This is a genomic window from Sinomonas sp. B1-1 (assembly GCF_050474465.1).
Taxonomy (GTDB): Bacteria; Actinomycetota; Actinomycetes; order Actinomycetales; family Micrococcaceae; genus Sinomonas; species Sinomonas flava.
The window spans coordinates 628,198-649,653 of the sequence record NZ_JBCHVF010000001.1 but is presented as its reverse complement, the minus strand read 5'-3'; the positions used below and the strand labels follow the sequence as shown (position 1 = coordinate 649,653).

Genomic DNA, 21,456 nt, shown 5'->3' with positions numbered 1-21,456 from the left:
TTCGTGAGGCACGATGAGCAGGATCATCGCCGGGATCGCCGGAGGGACGACCCTGGCCTCGGTCCCGGGGTCTGCGACCCGGCCCACGACCGACCGGGTCAAGGAGGCGCTCTTCTCACGCCTCGAGGCCCTCGGGATGATCGCCCGCGCCCGGGTTCTGGACCTCTACGCCGGATCGGGCGCGCTCGGCGTCGAAGCCGTGAGCCGCGGCGCCTCCACCGCGGAGCTCGTCGAGTCCGAGGCGAAGGCGGTGGCAGCGTGCCAGCGCAACGCGCGCACGGTGAACGACGCCGTCGGGCGGCGCGCCGTCACCGTGCACCGGGCCAAGGTGGGCGGCTTCCTCGAGCAGACGATGCCGGGCCGGCACTGGGACCTCGTCTTCATGGACCCGCCCTACCCCCTCGCCGACGACCAGCTCACGCGCGTGCTCGCGGCCCTGTCCCCGCACCTCGCGGAGGATGCCCTCGTGGTGGTGGAACGGTCCTCGCGCTCGCCGGAACCGGAGTGGCCCGCTGGCCTCCGCCACTACGCGGACCGCAAGTACGGGGAAACCCGCCTCTGGTTCGCGGAGCCCCACCCGGCGCCGGCTGCCGACGGCGAGGTGAGCGCATGATCGGCCTCACGGCCACGCCCCTCCCAGTGCAGTCCGCGGCCGCTGCGGCGGGACCCGCGTGGTGGGAGATCGTCTCCGCCCTGGCACCTGTCGGCACCCTCGCCGCCGCCGTCGTCGCGGCGATCGTGGGCCTGAACACCATCCGCCAGCGTTCCTACTCGGACCGCAGGGCCGAGTTCTGGCGTCGCGCCGAATGGGCGCTCGAGGCGTCCGTGTCGCCCGACCCGCAGATGCAGGCCATGGGGACGATGGTGCTCGCGAGCCTCGCCAAGAGCGACCTCATTGCGAGCGACGAGGAGCTCCAGCTCCTCGACGCCGTCTGGATCGACCCGATCGCGGAGGCGGAGGAAGCTGGGCTCGACGAGGAGCTCGGCGATGCGTGACGCCGCCCTGGGGCTCGGGGGATACTGGAGGGAGCGCGGGACAGCACGGGCCACGGAAGGAGAGGCAGTGAGCAAGCACGAAGCACTCCCCGCCGATCAGGGAGACGGCAGGCACGCGTCCGAGGAGACGCCCGAGCGCAGGCCCGGCTCGTCGGATCGCCGGGTGCAGATCGCCGCTGCCCGGCTCCGCGTGGTCCTCGACGAGCGCCTCAACCGCCCCACGCCTGAATGGGTCAAGCGCCTCGCGGAGCAGAAGCTCGCGAGCTGATCCGGCGTCTCAGCCGGCGAGCGGGTCCAGGTCCATCCCCCGCGCGAGGAGGGTGGGGTGCGGGCCCGCGGCGGGCAGCGCCGTCGTCCATGTTTCCGGCCAGGGCCCCGGCAGCCCGATGGCCACCATGTTGCCGGGAAATCGCGCCGTGAACATGTCCGGTTCGGCGAGCGCCGCGACCTCCCTGAAGACCCCGCGCATCGCCGCGACCTGCGAGCGCACGAGCGTGAGCGGCGGGTCGTCGCCGATGTTGACCAGCATCGCCCCATCCTCGGCCAGGAGCGCGGCGGCCTCGGCGTAGAAGTCGGGGTGCGCGATGTGCGCGGGCGCATCTGGCCCCGAGAAGACGTCCAGCGCGATCACGTCGTAGGGTCCGCGCCCGGCAGCCGCGGGAAGCTCCCACCGGGCGTCCCCCAGATGGATCGCCAGGTCGGTTCCCTCCGGCAGCGGGAGCTGTTCGAGGACGAAGTCCACCAGCTCGCGTTCGAGTTCGACCGCGGTCTGGACCGAGCCCGGGCGGGTCGCCTCGATGTAGCGGGCGAGAGTGAGGGCGCCGGCGCCCAGATGGAGGGCACGGAGCGGCGTCCCGGCCGGGCGGACGGCGTCCACGACGTTCGCCATGCGCCGCAGGTAGGCATAGAAGACATGGGTGGGGTCGGCGAGGTCCACGTGGGACTGCTCTGCGCCGGCGATCGAGAGGATGAAGGCCCCCTGCACGAGGGGATCAGCGTCAACGGTCGCATGTGCCCCGATGCCGCGCAGGTAGCGCGAGGCGCTCACACGCGGTCCGCGAGCAGGGCGAGCCGCGACGCCGCCTCGGCCAGGAGCGGTTCCTTCTTGCAGAAGGCGAAGCGCAGGAGCGAGCGGGTGCGCGCCGCCCCCTCGGGCTGGCAGAACACCGAGACAGGGATCGCGGCGACGCCGACGAGCTCGGGCAGCCGGCGCGCGAGGTCCAGGGCATTCTCGATGCCGAGTGCCCTCGTGTCGGTGGTGATGAAGTAGGTGCCCTCCGGCACGAATACTTCGAGTCCGGCGGCCCGGAGCCCTTCGGCGAGGATGTCCCGCTTCGCCCGGAGCGAGGCTGCGATGCCGCGGAAGAACTCGTCGGGGAAGCCGAGGCCCATCGCCACTGCCTCCTGGAACGGGGTTCCCGAGCTGTAGGTGAGGAACTGCTTGATGGTGCGCACCCGCGCCACGAGTTCCTCGGGTCCTGTGACCCAGCCGACCTTCCATCCCGTGAACGAGAACGTCTTGCCCGCCGAGGAAATCGTGAGGGTCCGCTCGGCCGCCCCGGGAAGCGTGGCGACAGGCACGTGCGGCTCGCCGAACACGAGGTGCTCGTAGACCTCGTCGGTGACGATCACGGCGTCGTGCCGTGCGGCGAGCTCGACGACGCGGGCGAGCACCTCCCGCCCGAACACGGCGCCGGTCGGGTTGTGGGGGTTGTTCACGACGACGACGCGCGTGCGCGGGGTGAACGCCGCCTCGAGCTCGGCGAGGTCGGGCTGGAAGGCCGGCGCGTGCAGGGGGACCGTGACGTGCCGGGCGCCGGCGAGGGCGATCATCGCCCCGTAGGAGTCATAGAACGGCTCGAAGGTGAGGACCTCGTCCCCGGGTCCGGCGAGCGCGAGGACCGCCGCGGCGATCCCCTCGGTGGCGCCCGTCGTGACGATGGCCTGCTTCCACGGGTCCAGGTCGATCCCGTAGAAGCGCGCCTGGTGCGCGGCCACGGCCTCCCGCAGCCGCGGAATGCCCTGGCCGGGGGCGTACTGGTTGGCGCCGGAGAGGATCGCGGACCGCGCTGCCTCGGCCATCTCGGCCGGACCGTCCTCGTCCGGGAACCCCTGCCCGAGGTTGATGGCGCCGTGCCGCACGGCGAGGGACGTCATCTCCTCGAAGATCGTCACGCCGAGCTGGCCGTCCTCGCCGAGGAGGTTCGCCCCGGCCGCTGTTCGCTGCCACGCGGATGTCATCCGCCCATGCTATCTGCCGGGGCCGCGCCGGCCTGCCCGCGGCTGGGAGCATGCAGTATGTTGGCCGTATGCGACGCGCGGTGTGCCCTGGCTCTTTCGACCCCATCCACAACGGGCACCTCGAGGTCATCGCGCGGGCCGCCAACCTCTTCGACGAGGTGATCGTGGCGGTGTCCACGAACTACGCCAAGAAGTACCGGTTCTCCCTCGAGGAGCGCATTGCGATGGCCCGGCGGACCCTCGGTGCGATCAGCGGCATCACGGTCGAGCCGATGGGGGAGGGCCTCCTCGCCGAGTACTGCCGCGAACGCGGCGCGAGTGCCATCGTCAAGGGCCTGCGCTCGAGCTCCGACTTCGACTACGAGCTGCCCATGGCGATCATGAACCGGCAGCTCACCGGGGTCGAGACGGTGTTCCTCCCGGCCGAGGCGCACTACGTCCACCTGTCCTCGACGCTCGTCAAGGAAGTGCACGACCTGGGGGGAGACGTCTCCGAGTTCGTCCCCCGTTCCGTCCTCACGCGGCTCGCCGACACCGCGCCTGGCCGCGCCTCCGCCTGATTCCCGCTACACTGGACGGGCACAGCAGCGCGTCACGCTGTCCAAGCACGCCTGGTCCCGGTTTGGGCCGAACGGGCGGGCACGATAGGATAGCGTGTCGGTCTATGTTCTACAGGAGTTCTCATTAAGCGCGAAGCACGTTCGCCTTTGATGTTCGACGTCAAGGACCTCGGGCGCAGCCCGGGGACTATGCGGACCCTCACGGAGCATGTACCCGCACCGGGTGATCTCGGTGCGGCGCTCATCGGCGTCAAGGAAGGGTCCCCCGTGGACCTCGATCTGAAGTTCGAGTCAGTGCACGAGGGGATCCTGGTCTCGGGAACCGCGCACGTCTCCGTGACGGGCGAATGCGGGCGATGCCTGGATCCCATCGAGTACGGACTCGATGCCGGAGTGCAAGAGCTTTTCTTCTTCGAGGGCATGGGGCACTCGGACGGAGAAGACGATGAAGAGCAACGTCGAGTCGAGCGCGAGTCCATCGATCTTGAACCGGTGTTGCGGGACGCAGTGGTACCGCTGCTGCCGTTCCAGCCGGTGTGCCGGGAAGACTGCGAGGGTCTCTGCTCCGAATGCGGGGCGCGCCTCGCGGACGAGCCGGGGCACCACCATGAGGTCGTCGACCCCCGGTGGGCTGCCTTGGCAGATCTGGTGAAGCCAGACCGGCACGACGATGAGTAAGTGTTGGCACTAAGAGAGAAATGAGTTAGCCGTGGCTGTTCCCAAGCGGAAGATGTCTCGCTCGAATACCCGCGCCCGCCGCTCGCAGTGGAAGGCGTCCGTCCCGACGCTCGTCAAGACCGTCGAGAACGGTCGCGTGACGTACAGCCTCCCGCACCAGGCGAAGGTCGTGACCGACTCGGCCGGTACCGAGCTGTTCCTCGAGTACAAGGGCCGCAAGGTCGCCGACGTCTGAGTTGGCGGCATCTCGCGCATGAGCCCTCATGACGAGCTTCTGAAGCGTCTCGGCGTCGTGATCGACGCCGAGACGCTTCGTCTTGCCCTGACACACCGCTCGTTTGCCTACGAGAACGGCGGCATTCCGACCAACGAGCGTCTCGAGTTCCTCGGCGACTCGATCCTCGGCTTCTCGGTGACCGACCTGCTCTTCCGCGAGCACCCCGGCCTCAGCGAGGGCGAGCTGGCCAAGCGACGCGCCGCCGTCGTGAGCACGCGCGCGCTCGCGTCCATCGCCCGCCGCCTGGGCGTCGGCGAGTACATCTACCTCGGCCAGGGCGAGAAGGTCACTGGCGGGAAGAACAAGTCCTCGATCCTCGCGGACACGATGGAAGCGCTCATCGGCGCCACCTACATCTCCAACGACCTCGAGACCGCCCGGCGCTTCGTCGTCAGCCTCATCGCCCCGCTCCTCGCGGATGCGGCGGTGCTGGGCGCGGGGACGGACTGGAAGACCCACATCCAGGAACTCGCGGCCAACCGCCAGCTCGGGCAGATCCACTACGCCGTCGTCGGCGAGGGCCCGGACCACGCGCGCGTCTACACGGCCACGCTCCTGATCGGCGGGACGCCGTACGGGACCGGGACGGGGAACTCCAAGAAGGAAGCCGAGCAGCAGTCGGCCGCGAACGCATGGAAGGTCCTGGGGCCCCAGTCTCAGGACGCGCGCGCCTAGGACCGGCGTCCGGCGATGCCCGAACTTCCCGAAGTCGAGGTGGTCCGACGCGGCCTGGCCTCCTGGGTCGCCGGGCGCACCGTGGAGGATGCCCAGGTCCTCGACGCGCGTTCCGTCCGCCGGCACGCACTCGGCCCCGAGGACTTCCGCGGCCAGCTCGAGGGCGCGACCGTCCTCGACGCCGTCCGCCGCGGCAAGTACCTCTGGCTGCCGCTCGCGGGGCCCGCGGATCCGCCCGACGCGGCGCCGCACACCGCGCTCCTGGCCCACCTCGGGATGAGCGGCCAGCTCCTCGTGGAGGATCAGGGCCAGCCCCTCGAGAAGCACCTCAAGGTGCGCCTCTCGCTCAGCGCGGCCCCCGGGATGCCCGGTGAGCTGCGCTTCGTCGACCAGCGCATCTTCGGCGGCCTCGCCGTCGTGCCACTGGTCGCGACGCACGACGGCGGCGCCGGCGGCCGCTCGGAGTCCCCCCGCCCGCTGATCCCGGCGGAGGCCGCGCACATCGGACGCGACCCGCTGGACCCGCTCTTCGACCCGGCCGCGTTCCACGCGAGCCTGCGCTCGCGCCGCACGGGCATCAAGCGCGCCCTGCTGGACCAGCGCCTCGTCTCCGGGATCGGCAACATCTACGCGGACGAGGCCCTCTGGGGCGCCCGCCTCCACTACGCCCGGCCCACGGACACGCTGCGCCGCAGCGAGACCGCCCGGCTCGTGGAGGCCGTCCGCGACGTCATGGAGCGGGCCCTCGCAGCCGGAGGCACGAGCTTCGACTCCCTGTACGTCAACGTCAACGGCGCGTCCGGCTACTTCTCGAGGTCCCTCGACGCCTACGGCCGGTCCGGGCGCCCCTGCCGGCGCTGCGCGGCCGAGGGGGACGTGGGCGTCGTGGTCCGGGAGCCGTTCATGGGCCGCTCGTCCTACCGGTGCACGCGATGCCAGCCGGTCCCGCGCAACGCCCGCTGGTAGCGGATCCCCGCCCGGACCCTGCGGCACACCGCCCGCGATGACGGGCCGGGGGAGCGCGGGAGCGTAGATTAGGGCATCATGCCGGCAGCACGAAAGCCTAGGAAGCCTTGCACCTCAAGACCCTGACCATCCGGGGCTTCAAGTCCTTCGCCTCCGCGACGACGTTCGAGTTCGAACCGGGGGTCACCGCCGTCGTCGGCCCCAACGGCTCCGGCAAGTCCAACGTGGTCGACGCGCTCGCCTGGGTCATGGGTGAGCAGGGCGCCAAGACGCTGCGCGGCGGCAAGATGGAGGACGTCATCTTCGCCGGCACGGCGGGCCGGCCTCCGCTGGGCCGTGCGCACGTGTCGCTCACGATCGACAACGCCGACGGGGCCCTGCCCATCGAGTACAGCGAGGTCACGATCTCGCGCACGCTGTTCCGCGCCGGCGGCAGCGAGTACGCGATCAACGGGAGCCCATGCAGGCTGCTCGACATCCAGGAGCTCCTCTCCGACTCGGGCCTCGGCCGCGAGATGCACGTCATCGTGGGCCAGGGGCAGCTCGACCGGATCCTGCACGCCACCCCCGAGGACCGTCGCGGCTTCATCGAGGAGGCGGCTGGGGTCCTCAAGCATCGCCGCCGCAAGGAGCGCACCCTCCGCAAGCTCGAGGCCATGCAGGCGAACCTCTCCCGGCTCTCCGACCTCACCGCGGAGCTCCGCCGCCAGCTCGGGCCCCTCGGCCGCCAGGCTCAGGTGGCGCGCCGCGCCCAGACGATCCAGGCCGACGTGAGGGACGCCCGTGCCCGCCTGCTCGCGGACGACATCGTGACTCTGAAGGACGCGATGGACGCGGAGGAAGCGGACCACACCGCCCTCGACGCCCGCCGCGCGGAGGTCGAGCGCGAGCTCGACGGCGGCCGGCGCGCCCAGGCTGAGGCGGAACGGGCCGCGGCGGCGGCGACCCCGCAGGTCAATGCGGCGCGGGAGACGTGGTACCGGCTCGCCCAGGGCCGCGAGCGGATGCGCTCCCTCGCCTCTCTGGCCGAGGAGCGGCGTCGGCTCCTCGGCTCCTCCGATGCCCCGGTCCGGGGACGCGATCCCGAAGGCCTCCAACGCCAGGCCGATGCGCTCCGGCTCGAGCTCGAGGCGGCGGCGGAGACCGTTGAGGTGCGCTCTGAGGCCCTCGCCGCCGCGGAGGAGGAGCGGGCCGCGGCCGAGGACGCGGCGGCGGCCGAGGACCGGCGGCACACGGCGCTCCTGCGCGCGCAGGCAGACCGTCGCGAGGGCCTCGCCCGGCTCGCGGGGCAGGTCGCCGCCGCCCGGGGCCGCGTGGAGTCAGCGGAGGGGGAGATCGGCCGGCTCGAGGAGTCCCTCGGCTCGGCCGGCGAGCGCCAGCGCCACGCCGAAGCAGAGTTCGTCGCGCTCGAGACGCAGATGGCCACGGCCGAGGCGGGGGAGGAGGACCTGGACTCCGCGTATGAGGAGGCCGCCGCCGAACTCGAGGCCGCGGAGTCCGCGAGGGCGGCGCTCCTCGACCGGCGCCACCGTGCGGCGGCCGAACGGCAGGCCCACCAGGCCCGGCTCGAGGCCCTCGCCGCTGGCCTGAGGGACCGCGACGCCACGGGAACGGTCGCCTCCTCCGCCCGCGGGGTCCTCGGGCGCGTGTCAGACCTCCTCGACGTGGAGCCCGGGTTCGAGTCGGCCGTCGCGGCCGTGCTCGGCCCGCTCGCCGAGGGGCTGGCGATGGACAGCCCGGAGGCTGCAGCGGAGGCGCTCGCCGCGCTCAAGGCGGACGACGCCGGCCAGGCCGCGCTCGTCGTCGGGCGCCCCGGGGCGGACGCGCCGGCCCGCGGTGCGTCGGGCGCGGACCGGCTGCCGGAGGGGGCACGGTGGCTCGCCGAGGTCGTTGAGCCGGACCCGCGGATCTCTGCCGCCACCGCTCGACTGCTCCACGCCGCCGTGGTGGTGCGCAGTCTCGCGGACGCGCTCTCCGTCGCGGAATCCCACCCAGATCTCACCGTCGCGACCTACGACGGCGACCTGGTCACCTCCGCCGCGCTGCGCGGCGGCTCTGCGGGATCCCCGTCCACGATCGAGCTGCAGGGGCGCATCGAGCAGACAAGAGCCGCGCTGGACGCCGCTCAGGCGGAGTACGAACGGTGCGGATTCGGCCTGGCCGGCGCGCAGGAGCGGGAACGCTCCGCACGCGAGGCCGCCGAGGCAGCGCTCGCGGAGCTGCATCACTCAGACGCCACCTTCGCCGCCGTTGCGGAGCGGCTCGGGGCGCTCGGGGCGCAGCTGCGGGGCGCCTCGGCGGAGGAGGAGCGGCTCAGGGCGTCCCTCGCCGCGGCCCGTTCCACGCTGGACGCCGAACAGGTGGCCCTTGAGGCCGCCGCAGAGCGCCTCGAACTTGCCGAGGAAGCGCCTGATGCCGATGAGCCGACCTCGGAGGAGCGCGACCGACTCCAGGCCCAGGCCGCCGCCGCGCGGGCGCGTGAGCTCGAGGCCCGGCTCTCCCTGCGCGCCGCCGAGGAGCAGCAGCGCTCCCTCGAAGCCCGCGTGACCTCCCTGGAGCGGGCCGCGGAGTCGGAGCGGCGGGCGGCCGAGGAAGCACGGCGGCGCGCGGAGCGGCGGGCCCGCGAGGCCGGCCGGGCGGGCGCCGTTGTCGACGCCGCACGCCGCGGGCTGGCCGCGATGGACGCCGCCGTCGACGAGGCCGCGGGCGAGCGCGACGCCGCCGAGGCGAACCGGTCCGAGATCGACGAGAGGCTCGGCACACTGCGCCGCCGCAACGACGGCCTGGCCAGGGAGCTTGCGGAGCTCAACGACGCTGCCCATCGCGACGAGCTGGCCCGCGCCGAGCAGCGCCTGCGCCTCGAGGCCCTGGCCGAGCGGGCGGCCGACGAGCTGGGACTCGCCGTCGCGGCCCTCGTCGACGAGTTCGGTCCCCACCGCCCGGTGCCCGTCCCGCCGCAGGAGCAGGGAGACAAGTGGGCGGCCCTGCGCGTCGAGGTCGACGACGACGGCAGACCCCTCGACGCCGGTGTGCCGTTCGTGAGGGCCGAGCAGGAGAAGCGCCTGCGGAAGGCCGAACGGGACCTGGCCGCCCTGGGCAAGGTCAACCCGCTCGCGCTCGAGGAGTTCGCAGCCCTCGAGGAGCGCCACCGCTTCCTGGCGGCGCAGCTCGAGGACCTCCAGGCGAGCCGGAAGGACCTGCTGAAGATCGTCGCCGAGGTCGACGAGCGCGTGCAGCGCGTCTTCGCCGAGGCGTTCGCGGACACCTCCGTGCAGTTCGAGCGCGTCTTCGCGCGGCTCTTCCCGGGCGGCGACGGCAGGCTCGTGCTCACTGACCCGTCGGACCTGCTCACCACGGGAATCGAGGTCGAGGCGCGGCCGGCAGGCAAGAAGATCAAGCGCCTCTCGCTGCTCTCGGGCGGCGAGCGGTCCCTGACGGCGGTCGCACTCCTGGTGGCGATCTTCAAGGCGCGTCCGTCACCGTTCTACGTCATGGACGAGGTCGAGGCGGCCCTCGACGACACGAACCTCGGCCGGCTCATCACGGTGTTCGAGGAACTCCGGGAGTCGAGCCAGCTGATCGTCATCACCCACCAGAAGCGCACCATGGAGGTCGCCGACGCGCTCTATGGCGTGTCGATGCGCGGCGACGGCGTCTCGACCGTGATCAGCCAGAAGCTCGAGCGCGTCGACGCCGGGGCCTGACCCGCCTTACCCCAGACGGCGCTGGATGGGCACCGACCACTCGAAGGCCGGCGGCTCCTTCGCGAGGAAGGCCTGGATGCCGATCCTCGCGTCAGGGCCCAGCTCCATCTCGCGCTGCCAGTGCGCGCTCACCTCGCCGACTTCCGGCGAACAGGCGGCGACGCTCTCGACGAGTGCCTTGTGCGCCCGTGCCGACAGCTGCGAACGGTGTGCGATCCTCTCCGCGAGGCCGAGGGCGGCGTCGTGGACCTGGCCCGCGGGCGCCAGCTCTTCCACGAGTCCAACCCGGAGGGCCTCGCGCGCGTCGACGAGGTCCCCGGTGAAGAGGAGCCTCTTGGCGGTGGCAGGACCGACGAGTCGGACGAGACGCGTTATCCCCGACGTGGGGTACACGATGCCCAGCTTGGCCGGGGTGATGCCGATGAACGCGTCCGCGGCGGCGATGCGCAGGTCGCAGGCGCCGGCGATCTCCCAGCCGCCGCCGACGCAGTATCCGTCGATGGCGGCGATCGTCGGCTTGCTGAAGGAGGCGAGGGCCTCCTCCGCTGCGGTGAGGTCTCCGCCGTCGCGCGCGCTGCCGTCTCCGCGCAGGATCGAGGCGACCTGGGAGATGTCAGCGCCGGCGGAGAAGGTTCCCCCCGAGCCCCGGACGACGAGGACCTTGACCTCCGGATCGGCGTCGAGCGACCGGAGGGCCGGCCCGAACTGCCGCCACATGTCCTGCGATACGGCATTCCGCCGGGCGGGGTTGTCGATGATGAGCCGCGCCACCGCGCCGTCGCGCTCGACGACCAGACGCCCCTGCTCCCGCCCGGGCCGGGCGGGGCCGGGTGCCTGGGCCAGGGTCCTCGCGCTCATGCCGGCACCTTCGTCCCGTCCCCGGCCATCCGCACGACGCCGGCGTCCGCCAGCGCGGTGATCTGGTCCTGGGTGAGTCCTGCCCCCTCGAGCACCGCGCGGGTGTCCTCGCCCAGGGACGGCGGCGCCTTGCGCACCGGCAGCGGCGCCCGGTCGAGCGAGAGCGGCCCGCGCAGGAGCGGCAGCGGCGATCCGTCCGCGCGCTCCACGGTCGTGACCATGCCGAGCGAGGAGACCTGTTCGTCGGCGAATGCCTGGGCGTACGTGTAGATCGGGCCCGTGGGAATCTTGGCATCGCGCAGGGCTGCGAGCCACTGGCTCGCGGGACGGAGACGGAGCTTGTCCTCGAGGGCGTCGGTGAGGGCGGCGCGATGCAGCCCGCGGAGGGTGCCTGTGCGGTAGTCGGGGTGGTCCGCGAGGTCGGGGGCCTCGACGAGCGCGCACAGCTGCCTCCACTGCCGCTCGTTCCCGACGGCGATGATGATGGGGATGTCCGCCGTCGCGAAGACGCCGTAGGGGGAGAGGACAGGGTGGTTGTTGCCCTGCGGGGTGGGGACGCGCCCGGTGCTGAGGTAGGCCTGCCCCTGGAACGCGGAGAGCGAGAGCGCGGATTCCAGCAGGGACGTCGCCACCTGGGAGCCGTGGCCTGATCCGTGGCGGCCCACGAGCGCCGCGGCGATGCCGAGCGCGAGGTAGATCCCGGAGACCATGTCGATGATCGGGACCCCCACGCGGGTGGGGTGGTCGGCATCCGGGCCGGTGACCGACATGAGCCCGGACATGCCCTGGGCCACCTGGTCCAGGCCGGCGGACTGGGCCAGGGGACCGCTCGTCCCGAATCCGCTGACGGAGGCCACGATGAGGCCCGGCTTCGCGTCCCTGAGCGCGTCGGGGTCCAGCCCCATCTCGCTGAGCACTCCGGGCCGGAAGTTCTCGACGACGACGTCGGCGCCGACGGCCAGGTCCCAGAGCAGCCTGCGGCCTTCCGCGGAGTAGAAGTCGACGGCGATCGACGACTTGCCGCGGTTCGTGGAGTCGAAGTACAGGCTGTGCTCTCCCTCGAACGGGGGCCAGGAGCGGCTCGAGTCGCCGCCCGAGATGCTCTCGACCTTGACGACTTCCGCGCCCAGGTCGCTGAGCAGTGCCGTGGCCCACGGGCCGGCGAGCGCCCGGCTCAGGTCGAGGATGCGGACTCCGTCGAGTGGCAGCCGCGGTGCGTGGCCGCTTGGGAGCGCTCGGCTGGTGTCGTTCATGTCTGACTCCTGGGATGAGGTCTGCGGGCGGCGCCCGACGGCGCGTTCTCGGACCGCCGTCTGGCCGTATAACCACGATCGCGCTCCTGCTACAGTGCATACAAGAACAATTCAGGCAGACCATATGTGCACGAACGCACGGGAGGACCTGTGGTCGAGTTCAAGGGGCTGCCCAGTCCGGACGACCTGCTCATCCTGCTCACCGTCGCGCGCCTCGGCCGGTTCACCGCAGTGGCCGAGGCGCTCGAGACGACGCACACGACCATCTCGCGTCGGATCGCCGCGCTGGACAAGCGGCTCGGCGGCCGCACCCTCGCCCGGACGCCGCAGGGCTGGGAGCTCACCGAACTCGGCCGCCGCGCAGTCCAGGCGGCCGAGGGCATCGAGTCGAGCCTCGGCAGCCTGTCCGCGCGCCTGACGAACAAGCGGGAGTCGCTGACGGGCCTCGTCCGTGTCGGTGCCTCCGACGCGTTCGGGGCGCTCTTCGTCGCTCCGGCGCTGGCCCGGCTCCAGCAGGACCACGAGCTGCTGAGGGTCGAGCTCGTGACCGCGACTCGGCGTCTGAGCCAGAACCGGTCGGGCCTCGACCTCGAGGTCGTCCCTGGGACCGCCGAGGCGCCGCGGATCCAGGCCGTCGCCGTGACGGACCACGTCCGGCGCCTCTACGCGGGACGGGAGTACATCCGCCGGCGCGGGATGCCGACAGGGGTCGAGGAGCTCGCGGGCCACTCGTTCGTCGGCTACGCCGAATCCGCCCTCGAGGTGTCGGAGCTCGCCTACGGGCGCCAGAGCGTGACGGGCGAGGCGGCGTCGTTCCAGGCGACCAGCATCTTCCCGCAGGTCGAGGCGGTCCGCGCCGGTGCCGGGATCGCCCTCCTGCCCGAGTACGTGGTCCGCGGCGACACCGGTCTCGTGCCGGTGCTGCACCACGAGGTCGAACGCCACGTCCGCTTCTGGGCGGCCGCCCGCTCGGAGTCCATGCGCTCGCCCGCTGTGCGCGCCGTTGTCTCGAGCCTCATCGAGGAGGCGCGGAGCCGGCAGGACCAGCTCCTCCCTCGTCCCCGCGTCTGGGACGGACAGCTCGAGTGAGGATCAGCTGGGCAGGGCGGCGCGCGGCAGGGGCGGCCAGGCTGTCAGCCCGGCCGCCCCTCCATCTCTGCGGTGATGCCCCGCGGTGCTCCCTCAGCGCGTCGGGAGGTCCTGCAGGGCCGAGCCGCCCCGCCGCTCCGCGCGCCCCTCAGCGGCCGCCATGCGGGCGGCGTGCGCCGCATCGAGCTCCCGCAGGTCGATCCCCTTGGTCTCCTTCAGGGCCAGCACCGCGATGATCGTGACGACGCAGCTCGCGAGGAGGTAGAGGGCGATCGGAACAGAGGATCCGAACGCGCCCAGGAGCGCCGTCGCGATGATCGGCGCGAGCGAGCCCGAGAGGACCGACGTGACCTGCGAGCCGATCGACAGTCCGGAGTAGCGCATGCTGGTGGGGAACATCTCCGCCATGATCGAGGGCTGGCCCGCGTACATGAGGGCGTGGCTGGCGAGGCCCAGCACGATGGCCGCGAGGATCAGCCCGTCCTGTCTGCTGTCCATCATCGGGAAGGCGGCGAAGCCCCAGGACGCGCCCACGACGGCGCCGAGGAGGTAGGTGGGCTTGCGGCCCCACGCGTCGAGCAGCTTCCCCGCGGCCGGGACCATGAAGCAGTGGATCGCGTGGGCGACCAGGAGCAGCAGCAGGACGTGCGAGGTGTCCATGTGCAGGATCACCTTCAAGTACGTGATGGAGAACGTCACCACGAGGTAGTAGATGACGTTCTCGGCGAACCGGATTCCCATCGCGGCCAGCACGCGGCGCGGGTACCGGCGGACCACCTCTAGCACGCCGGAAGGCCCAGCGGCCTCCTCCTGCTCCTGCGCGGCCTCGAGGAAGATCGGCGCGTCGCTGATCTTGGTGCGGATGTAGTAGCCCACGACGACGATGACCGCCGACAGCCAGAACCCGATGCGCCAGCCCCATGCGAGGAAGTCCTCCTGGCTGACGGTGGCGGAGAGGATGAGGAGCACGGCCGTCGCCAGCAGGTTGCCGAGCGGCACGCCCGTCTGGGGCCAGGAGGCCCAGAAGCCGCGCGACCTGTTCGGGCTGTGCTCCGCGACGAGGAGGGCGGCGCCGCCCCACTCGCCGCCCACGGCGAAGCCCTGGATGAACCGGAGGGTGACCAGGGCCAGCGGTGCCAGATAGCCCCACTCGGCGAAGCCCGGCAGGCACCCCATGAGGAACGTCGACGCTCCCACGAGGATGATGCTCAGCTGCAGGAGCTTCTTGCGGCCGAGCCTGTCGCCGAAGTGGCCGAACACGAGGCCCCCCAACGGCCGCGCGACGAATCCGACGGCGTAGGTGAGGAAGGCGTCCATGATCCCGTCGAGCTCTGAGTGGGCGTTCGGGAAGAACATCTTGCCGAAGACGAGATTGGCAGCCGTGGCGTAGAGGAAGAACTCGTACCATTCGACGACGGTCCCCGCCATCGACGCAGCGACGACCCTTCTGAGCCCCGACGTCACCGGCTCTGTCCCGCTTCTCTGGACCATGGATGTCTCCTTCGACTTCTCAGCACTGGAATGTGACGGTTGCCACATCAGGTGTCCCGAGTATGCCAACGCCCTGTGTGCGGAACAACGACAGTTCCCGCAGAGTCAATGAACGAAAATGCACTGTCCGACCGCTGTGAGAAGCTAGGACCGTGACAGACCTCTCCGCCCTGCTGCCCGTCATCATCATCGTCGGAATCGTGGTCCTCGTGATCGCCGGGATCGTCGTCGGCCTCGTGAGCGGCCGCCGGAAGAAGATCGACTACACCGGCACGCGCGACGCCAACGACCAGGTCATCGCCCCCGAGCGGCCAGGCTCCGTCGAATCCGAGCCCGCGCCCACCGGAGTCGGGACCCTGCCGCCCCCCGCGGAGCCCCAGGAGGCGCTCACGGAGGATGTCCTCGACGAGGCCGTCATCGAGCGCGTCCCCACCGAGGCCCCCGCCCCCGTGGCTGGCCGCCTCATCCGGCTGCGCAAGCGGCTCGCCAAGAGCAACAGCATCTTCGGCAAGGGACTCCTCGCGCTCCTGTCGAGCGACAGGATCGACGAGGGCGTGTGGGAGGAAGTCGAGGAGACCCTCCTGCTGGCGGACATCGGCACCGATGCCAGCATGGACCTCGTGGACACCCTCCGCGAGCGGGTCCGGGTCATGGGGACGCGCAGCCCCGAGGAGGTCCGCGCCATGCTGCGCGAGGAGCTTGTCAGGCTCGTCGATCCCACGATGGACCGCACCCTCAACGTCGCCCGCACGGACGGCAAGCCTGCCGTCGTGCTCGTGGTGGGCGTCAACGGCGTGGGCAAGACCACGACCGTCGGCAAGCTCGCCCGCGTGCTCGTCGCCGAGGACAAGGACGTGCTCCTGGGGGCGGCTGACACCTTCCGGGCGGCCGCCGCGCAGCAGCTCGCCACGTGGGGCGCCCGGGTGGGAGTGCCCACGGTGAAGTCGGACGTCGACGGCGCCGACCCGGCCTCGGTCGCGTTCGAGGCCGTCAAGTCCGGCATCGAGCAGGAGGTCGACGTCGTCATGGTCGACACCGCCGGCCGCCTCCAGAACAAGGTCGGCCTCATGGACGAGCTCGGCAAGGTCAAGCGCGTCATCGAGAAGCAGGCCGACGTCGACGAGGTCCTCCTGGTCCTCGACGCCACGACGGGCCAGAACGGCCTGGCCCAGGCGAAGGTCTTCGCCGAAGTCGTGGACATCACCGGAATCGTCCTGACCAAGCTGGACGGCACCGCGAAGGGCGGCATCGTCGTCGCGATCCAGAAGCAGCTCGGCGTCCCCGTCAAGCTCGTGGGCCTCGGCGAGGGCCCGGACGACCTCGCCCCGTTCGACGCCGAGTCGTTCGTGGACGCCATCCTCGCCTGATCCGCCGCTCCGGCGCACGCGGACCGGCGCGCCTCAGCCGTTGTGGGTGCGCACGACGGCGTCGGCCTCCTGGGCGGGCCGGCGCCCGCCCGCCCAGAGCGGCACGGCCGCGAGCAGGCACGCGCCGGAGACCGCGAACGCCCACCCGTAGCCGACCCCGTCGGCGAGGGCGCCGGCAGCGAGCGGCCCGAGGATGCTGCCGATGTCGGCCGCCATCTGGAACACCGCGAGGGGTCGGCCGCCGCTGCGCTCCGAGCCGATCGAGTCCGCGACCGTGGCCTGGAGCGACGGGCCGAGGAACCCTGAGCCGAAGCCCGCGGCGATGGAGAGCGCGAAGAAGACGCCCTCATTGGGGCTCACGCCCAGGAACGCCGTGGGGAGTGCGGTGGCGATGAGGCCGAGGACCGCGACCGGCCGCCGCCCCCACCGGTCGCTCAGGCGTCCCGTGAAGGTGAGCGCCGCGGCCGTGCCGAGGGCGAAGAGCGCGAGCGCGAGGCCCGCCGCCTGGGAGCCGGCGCCGAGTGCGGCCGTGACGAAGAGCGGCACGAGCGCCATGCGGATGCCGAAGGTCGCCCACCCGTTGGCGAAGTTCGAGCCGACGGCGGCCCGGTACGAGGGCTGCCCCAGCGCCTCGGCGAGCAGCAGCGCCGGGCGCGCGGGCGCCGTCGTGCGCGCCGTCCCGCCGCGGCCCAGCATGAGATGGACGACCGCGGCGGCGACGACGAGGGCCGCGGCGTAGGCGAGGAAGGGCACGCGCAGCCCGAAGCCTGCCAGCAGGCCGCCGAGGACCGGGCCGGTGATGCTGCCGAGCAGGAACGAGGACGCGTAGAGGCCGCTCACCCGGCCCCGGGCATCCGGCGGCGCGAGCCGGACGATGAGGCCGGAGGCGGAGATCGTGAACATGGTCGAGCCGATTCCGCCCAGTCCGCGCACGGCGAGCAGCGTCCAGTAGTCCGGGGCGAAGGCGCAGGCGGCGCTCGAGGCCGCGACGAGCAGGAGGCCCGTGACGTACACGGGCCGCTCGCCGAGCCGGTCCACGAGGGAACCGGCGGCCGGCGCGAGCGTCAGGCGGGCCAGTGCGAAGGCGCTCACGATCACCGAGGCGGCCGTCGCCCCGACCCCGAAGCTCGTCGCGAGCTGCGGGAGGACGGGGGAGACGAGGCCGAAGCCGACGGCGATAACGAACGCCGCCGCGACCATGACCCAGACGTCGCGGGGCACGGGGACTCGTGCAGAGGTGCGGGGCATGGGTCAACCCTAAGTGAGGCGGGCCCGCGACCGGCCTCCGGCCTGGCACAGGCCGCGTCCCGCCCCGGGGACAGCCTGGCGAGCGGTGGCGTCGGCCGGCAGAGCCCGCGGAAACATCCCGGAAACATCCCGGTGCCCGCACGTTAACGCGGCGGAGCAACTTGTAACGGACGCGCAATGTGGCCCGCGTCTCGCCGAAACACCCGGGGAGGAATCTGTTCTCAGTGGCCCGAACCGCCCGCGGACAGTACGGCGGCGCAGGGCCGGAGAGTTCCGTCCACCCCCCCCGAAAGGCAAGGCCATGACCCCCACCCTCAGCGCGGGCGACACCGCTTGGGTGCTCGCCTCGGCAGCACTCGTGTTGCTCATGACGCCCGGGCTCGCGTTCTTCTACGGCGGTATGACGCGGGCCAAGTCGGTCCTGAACATGATGATGATGAGCTTCGGAGCGATCGCCCTCGTCGGCGTGCTCTGGGTGCTCTTCGGCTACTCGATGTCGTTCGGCTCCGACTGGTTCGGCGGCCTCGTCGGCAACTTCGACAAGTTCGCCCTCCACGGCATCCTCTCCACAGGTGACGATATGCCGCTGGCCGGCACCATCCCCGAGCTTGCCTTCGTCGGATTCCAGGGCGTCTTCGCGATCATCACGGTTGCGCTCATCTCCGGCTCGATCGCCGACCGCGCCAAGTTCGGCGCCTGGATGGTGTTCGCCTTCTTCTTCGCGATCCTCGTCTACTTCCCGGTCGCGCACTGGGTCTTCGACGCCAACAAGGACGCCGACGGCAACTTCATCGGCGGCTGGCTCAACGGCCTCGGGGTGATCGACTTCGCCGGCGGCACCGCCGTCCACATCAACGCCGGCGCGGCCGGCCTGGCTCTCGCGCTCGTCCTCGGCAAGCGCAACGGGTTCGGCAAGGACCCGAACCACCGCCCCCACAACCTGCCGTTCGTGATGCTCGGCGCCGGCCTCCTGTGGTTCGGCTGGTTCGGCTTCAACGCAGGCTCCGCCCTCGGCGCCAACGGCGTCGCGGCGTTCGCATGGATCAACACCCTCGTGGCACCCTGCGCCGCGGTGCTCGGCTGGCTCGTGGTCGAGAAGCTCCGCGACGGCCACGCGACGTCCCTGGGCGCGGCCTCGGGTGCGGTGGCAGGTCTCGTGGCAGTCACCCCCGCCTGTGCCGCGATCAGCCCGCTCTGGGCCATCGTCCTCGGCCTCCTCGCCGGCGCGGCCTGCGCCCTGGCCGTGGGCCTGAAGTACCGCTTCGGGTACGACGACTCTCTCGACGTGGTCGGCGTCCACCTCGTCGGCGGCATCATCGGAACGCTGTTCATCGGCCTCGCCGCCAGCCCCGGTGCCCCCTCCAAGGGCGAGGGACTCTTCTACGGCGGAGGCTTCGAGCTCCTCGGCAAGCAGGCGCTGGGCGCCGGGTCGGTGCTCCTCTACTCGTTCGCCCTCTCCCTCGTGATCGGCTGGATCATCAGCAAGACCATGGGCTTCCGCGTCTCGAGCGAGGCGGAGGAGGCCGGAGTGGACATCGCCCTCCACGCAGAGACCGCCTACTCGGCGAGCTCGGCCGGCACGGGCTTCCACCCGCTCGGTGCGAAGGCAGAGGCGGAGGTCGTGGCCTTCAATGCCGACGACCTGCTCACGGCGCCCTCGGCGAAGTCCACGGAGAAGAAGGTCAAGGCATGAAGCTCATCACAGCGATCGTCCGGCCCGAGAAGCTCGACGCCATCCGCGAGGGCCTCGAGGCCTACGGGGTCCAGGGCCTGACCGTCAGCTCCGCGAGCGGCTACGGCCGCCAGCGCGGATACACGGAGGTGTACCGCGGCGCCGAGTACAGCGTGGACCTGCTCCCCAAGATCCGGGTCGAGGTGCTCGCGACCGACGAGCAGGCTGACGACATCCTGGACGTCATCATCACCACGTCCAACACCGGACGCGCCGGAGACGGCAAGGCCTGGACGGTCGACGTCCACGAGGCCGTCCGGGTCCGCACCGGGGAGCGCGGGGCGGCGGCCATCTAGGGTCCATCCACGAAGGCGGGAGGACGACGGCGGGTGCCCACCCGCCGTCGTCCTCCCGCCGCTTCCGGGCTCGGGTGAAGCGAAGCCGGCCTCCTCGGAAACATGGCGTTAACGTGGCTGTGACGAGGGATTAATACCGGTGGCCGTCCTGTAACACGCGGGCAACACGGCGCTAGCGCAGAGGAAACACCCCCGCGGGACTCTTGATGAGGTGGTCCTGCAGGCGTCTCGGGGGAGCGGAGGCGGGACCGGTTCCGCGATCCGTTCCTCGAAAGGCCTCACCGATGAATGCTGGCGACACCGCCTGGGTCCTCGTCTCGGCAGCCCTCGTCCTCCTGATGTCCCCTGGCCTCGCCATCTTCTACGGCGGCATGACCCGCGTGAAGTCGATGCTCAACATGATGATGATGAGCTTCGGCGCGCTGGCCCTGGTGGGGGTCCTGTGGGTGCTCTTCGGCTACTCGATCGCCTTCGGGACGGACGCCGGGGACGGGCTGTTCGGGGACCCGTTCGAGCGGTTCGGCCTGCACGGACTCCTCGCCACCGACAGCTCGATGCCGCTCGTCGGCACGATCCCCGAGATTGTCTTCGTGGGCTTCCAGGGCGTCTTCGCGACCGTCACCGTCGCCCTCGTCTCCGGAGCCATCGCGGACCGCGCCAAGTTCGCCTCCTGGATGGTGTTCGCAGGCCTGTTCGCCGTCTTCGTGTACTTCCCCGTGGCCCACTGGGTCTTCGACTCGAAGGTGGACGCCCAGGGCACGTTCATCGGCGGATGGCTCAACCACCTCGGCCTGATCGACTTCGCCGGCGGCACTGCCGTCGAGGTCCTGGCAGGCGCTGCCGGCCTCGCGCTGGCGCTCGTGCTCGGCAAGCGGGTCGGCTTCGGCAAGGACCCGGAGCACCGCCCGCACAACCTCCCGCTCGTCATGCTCGGCTGCGGACTGCTGTGGTTCGGCTGGTTCGGCTTCAACGCCGGTTCCGCGCTGGCCGCGAACGGCGAGGCCGGGTTCGCCTGGATCAACACCCTGGTCGCGCCCTGCGCGGCGGTCCTGTCGTGGCTCGTGGTCGAGAAGGTCCGCGACGGCCACGCGACCTCCTTCGGCGCGGCCTCCGGTGCGGTCGCCGGGCTCGTGGCCATCACGCCGTCGTGCGCCACGATCGAGCCCGTCTGGGCGATCGTCCTCGGAGCAGTCGCCGGCGCCGTGTGCGCCCTCGCGGTGGGCCTGAAGTACCGGTTCGGCTATGACGACTCGCTCGATGTCGTGGGGGTGCACCTCGTGGGCGGCATCGTCGGCACGCTCTTCATCGGCCTCGCGGCGAGCCCCGATGCGCCCGTCCCCGGCCGCGGCCTCTTCTACGGCGGCGGGCTGGACCTCCTCGGCATCCAGGCTCTCGGCACCGCGTCCGTGCTCGGCTACTCGTTCGGCGTGGCCCTCGCCCTGGCGCTGGGGATCAAGGCGGTCATGGGCTTCCGCGTCACGAAGGACGTGGAGGAGGCCGGCGTCGACCTCGTGATCCACGCCGAGACCGCGTACTCGTCCTCTTCGACCGGCGGCGGCTTCCACCCGCTCGGCGTCAGGCACACCGTCGAGACCCTGCTGAAGGAGCACCTCGAGAAGCACCGGGAGACGCCCCGTGAGGAGGTTCTGGCGGGAGGCACCCGTGCCGGTAGTGTTGGCCCGTGAAGCTCATTACCGCCATCGTCCGGCCCGAGAAGCTCGACTCCATCCGCGAGGGCCTCGAGGCCTACGGGGTCCAGGGGCTGACCGTGAGCTCTGCAAGCGGCTACGGCCGCCAGCGGGGCTACGTCCAGGTCTACCGGGGCGCCGAGTACAGCGTGGACCTCATCCCCAAGGTGCGCGTGGAGGTCCTGGCCGCTGACGAGCAGGCGGACGAGATCCTCGAGACCATCATCACCGCCGCGTCCACGGGTCGGCAGGGCGACGGGAAGGTGTGGGTCGTGGACGTGCACGACGTCGTGCGGGTCCGCACGGGCGAACGCGGCAGCACCGCGATCTAGAGCAG

General features: G+C 71.6%; 21 protein-coding genes. 15 read left to right on the top strand and 6 right to left on the bottom strand.

Features of this window, described 5'->3' with window-relative positions:
* Nucleotides 1-13: 13 nt before the first annotated feature.
* The 3 genes from rsmD (at nt 14) to ACQ5BE_RS03045 (ending at nt 1,264) form a co-directional block, all read left to right on the top strand.
* Nucleotides 14-613, top strand: a complete 600-nt coding sequence (gene rsmD, locus ACQ5BE_RS03055; RefSeq protein ID WP_430295421.1) for a 16S rRNA (guanine(966)-N(2))-methyltransferase RsmD — start codon at nt 14-16, stop codon at nt 611-613.
* A complete protein-coding gene (locus ACQ5BE_RS03050) occupies nt 610-996 on the top strand; it encodes a hypothetical protein (protein ID WP_208709007.1) in 387 nt (128 codons plus the stop codon). Before rsmD ends, ACQ5BE_RS03050 begins: the two co-directional genes overlap by 4 nt.
* A 67-nt stretch (nt 997-1,063) precedes the next feature.
* Nucleotides 1,064-1,264 carry a hypothetical protein gene (locus ACQ5BE_RS03045; protein ID WP_208709005.1) on the top strand — a complete coding sequence of 67 codons (201 nt, stop codon included), beginning with the start codon at nt 1,064-1,066 and terminating at the stop codon, nt 1,262-1,264.
* 9 nt (nt 1,265-1,273) lie between these two features.
* On the opposite strand, the gene ACQ5BE_RS03040 is transcribed toward ACQ5BE_RS03045, so the two are convergent.
* Together ACQ5BE_RS03040 and ACQ5BE_RS03035 are read right to left on the bottom strand one after the other, a co-directional pair.
* Nucleotides 1,274-2,044: a spermidine synthase gene (locus tag ACQ5BE_RS03040; protein WP_430295419.1), complete on the bottom strand. Its 771-nt coding sequence runs from the start codon at nt 2,042-2,044 to the stop codon at nt 1,274-1,276.
* A complete protein-coding gene (locus ACQ5BE_RS03035) occupies nt 2,041-3,237 on the bottom strand; it encodes an aminotransferase class I/II-fold pyridoxal phosphate-dependent enzyme (RefSeq protein WP_430295418.1) in 1,197 nt (398 codons plus the stop codon). Before ACQ5BE_RS03035 ends, ACQ5BE_RS03040 begins: the two co-directional genes overlap by 4 nt.
* Nucleotides 3,238-3,305: 68 nt before the next feature.
* Here ACQ5BE_RS03035 and coaD point away from each other — a divergent pair, with 68 nt between their 5' ends.
* From coaD to smc, 6 genes are all read left to right on the top strand, one after another.
* A complete protein-coding gene (gene coaD, locus ACQ5BE_RS03030; protein ID WP_208712766.1) occupies nt 3,306-3,797 on the top strand; it encodes a pantetheine-phosphate adenylyltransferase in 492 nt (163 codons plus the stop codon).
* 147 nt (nt 3,798-3,944) lie between these two features.
* Nucleotides 3,945-4,475: a YceD family protein gene (locus ACQ5BE_RS03025; protein WP_430295417.1), complete on the top strand. Its 531-nt coding sequence runs from the start codon at nt 3,945-3,947 to the stop codon at nt 4,473-4,475.
* 31 nt (nt 4,476-4,506) lie between these two features.
* Nucleotides 4,507-4,710, top strand: coding sequence for a 50S ribosomal protein L32 (rpmF, locus tag ACQ5BE_RS03020; RefSeq protein ID WP_066498296.1), 204 nt, complete (start codon nt 4,507-4,509; stop codon nt 4,708-4,710).
* A gap of 18 nt (nt 4,711-4,728) precedes the next feature.
* Entirely contained in the window at nt 4,729-5,427 is a 699-nt protein-coding gene (gene rnc, locus ACQ5BE_RS03015; RefSeq protein WP_208712764.1) for a ribonuclease III, read from the top strand.
* Nucleotides 5,428-5,442: 15 nt separating this feature from the next.
* Nucleotides 5,443-6,393 (top strand): bifunctional DNA-formamidopyrimidine glycosylase/DNA-(apurinic or apyrimidinic site) lyase, encoded by a 951-nt coding sequence (gene mutM / locus ACQ5BE_RS03010; protein WP_430295416.1) that lies wholly within the window; start codon nt 5,443-5,445, stop codon nt 6,391-6,393.
* Between the two features lie 107 nt (nt 6,394-6,500).
* Nucleotides 6,501-10,097, top strand: coding sequence for a chromosome segregation protein SMC (smc, locus tag ACQ5BE_RS03005; RefSeq protein ID WP_430295415.1), 3,597 nt, complete (start codon nt 6,501-6,503; stop codon nt 10,095-10,097).
* A 6-nt stretch (nt 10,098-10,103) separates the two neighbouring features.
* On the opposite strand, the gene ACQ5BE_RS03000 is transcribed toward smc, so the two are convergent.
* Both ACQ5BE_RS03000 and ACQ5BE_RS02995 read right to left on the bottom strand, forming a co-directional pair.
* Nucleotides 10,104-10,955, bottom strand: coding sequence for an enoyl-CoA hydratase/isomerase family protein (locus ACQ5BE_RS03000; protein ID WP_430295414.1), 852 nt, complete (start codon nt 10,953-10,955; stop codon nt 10,104-10,106).
* Nucleotides 10,952-12,208, bottom strand: a complete 1,257-nt coding sequence (locus tag ACQ5BE_RS02995; protein ID WP_430295413.1) for a CaiB/BaiF CoA transferase family protein — start codon at nt 12,206-12,208, stop codon at nt 10,952-10,954. Before ACQ5BE_RS02995 ends, ACQ5BE_RS03000 begins: the two co-directional genes overlap by 4 nt.
* A gap of 150 nt (nt 12,209-12,358) precedes the next feature.
* Here ACQ5BE_RS02995 and ACQ5BE_RS02990 point away from each other — a divergent pair, with 150 nt between their 5' ends.
* The gene (locus tag ACQ5BE_RS02990; protein ID WP_430295411.1) at nt 12,359-13,297 is read left to right on the top strand and encodes a LysR family transcriptional regulator; all 939 of its coding nucleotides are present in this window, start codon (nt 12,359-12,361) and stop codon (nt 13,295-13,297) included.
* Nucleotides 13,298-13,390: 93 nt separating this feature from the next.
* On the opposite strand, the gene ACQ5BE_RS02985 is transcribed toward ACQ5BE_RS02990, so the two are convergent.
* Nucleotides 13,391-14,788, bottom strand: a complete 1,398-nt coding sequence (locus ACQ5BE_RS02985; protein WP_430295409.1) for an MFS transporter — start codon at nt 14,786-14,788, stop codon at nt 13,391-13,393.
* A gap of 152 nt (nt 14,789-14,940) precedes the next feature.
* Between ACQ5BE_RS02985 and ftsY the strand changes: the two genes are divergently transcribed.
* Complete coding sequence (gene ftsY, locus ACQ5BE_RS02980) at nt 14,941-16,155, top strand: signal recognition particle-docking protein FtsY (protein WP_430295408.1); 1,215 nt, start codon at nt 14,941-14,943, stop codon at nt 16,153-16,155.
* 33 nt (nt 16,156-16,188) lie between these two features.
* Here the strand turns inward: ftsY and ACQ5BE_RS02975 are convergent, their stop codons facing one another.
* Nucleotides 16,189-17,403 carry an MFS transporter gene (locus ACQ5BE_RS02975; RefSeq protein ID WP_430295407.1) on the bottom strand — a complete coding sequence of 405 codons (1,215 nt, stop codon included), beginning with the start codon at nt 17,401-17,403 and terminating at the stop codon, nt 16,189-16,191.
* A gap of 301 nt (nt 17,404-17,704) precedes the next feature.
* On the opposite strand from ACQ5BE_RS02975, the gene ACQ5BE_RS02970 reads away from it, so the two are divergent.
* The 4 genes from ACQ5BE_RS02970 to ACQ5BE_RS02955 all read left to right on the top strand — a co-directional run bounded on the left by ACQ5BE_RS02970 (nt 17,705) and on the right by ACQ5BE_RS02955 (nt 21,451).
* On the top strand, nt 17,705-19,096 hold the full coding sequence (locus tag ACQ5BE_RS02970) for an ammonium transporter (protein ID WP_430295406.1): 1,392 nt from the start codon (nt 17,705-17,707) through the stop codon (nt 19,094-19,096).
* Nucleotides 19,093-19,431 (top strand): P-II family nitrogen regulator, encoded by a 339-nt coding sequence (locus ACQ5BE_RS02965; protein WP_208712755.1) that lies wholly within the window; start codon nt 19,093-19,095, stop codon nt 19,429-19,431. Before ACQ5BE_RS02970 ends, ACQ5BE_RS02965 begins: the two co-directional genes overlap by 4 nt.
* A gap of 284 nt (nt 19,432-19,715) precedes the next feature.
* Nucleotides 19,716-21,116, top strand: a complete 1,401-nt coding sequence (locus ACQ5BE_RS02960) for an ammonium transporter (protein ID WP_430295405.1) — start codon at nt 19,716-19,718, stop codon at nt 21,114-21,116.
* Nucleotides 21,113-21,451, top strand: coding sequence for a P-II family nitrogen regulator (locus tag ACQ5BE_RS02955; protein ID WP_208712753.1), 339 nt, complete (start codon nt 21,113-21,115; stop codon nt 21,449-21,451). Before ACQ5BE_RS02960 ends, ACQ5BE_RS02955 begins: the two co-directional genes overlap by 4 nt.
* Nucleotides 21,452-21,456: the final 5 nt, after the last annotated feature.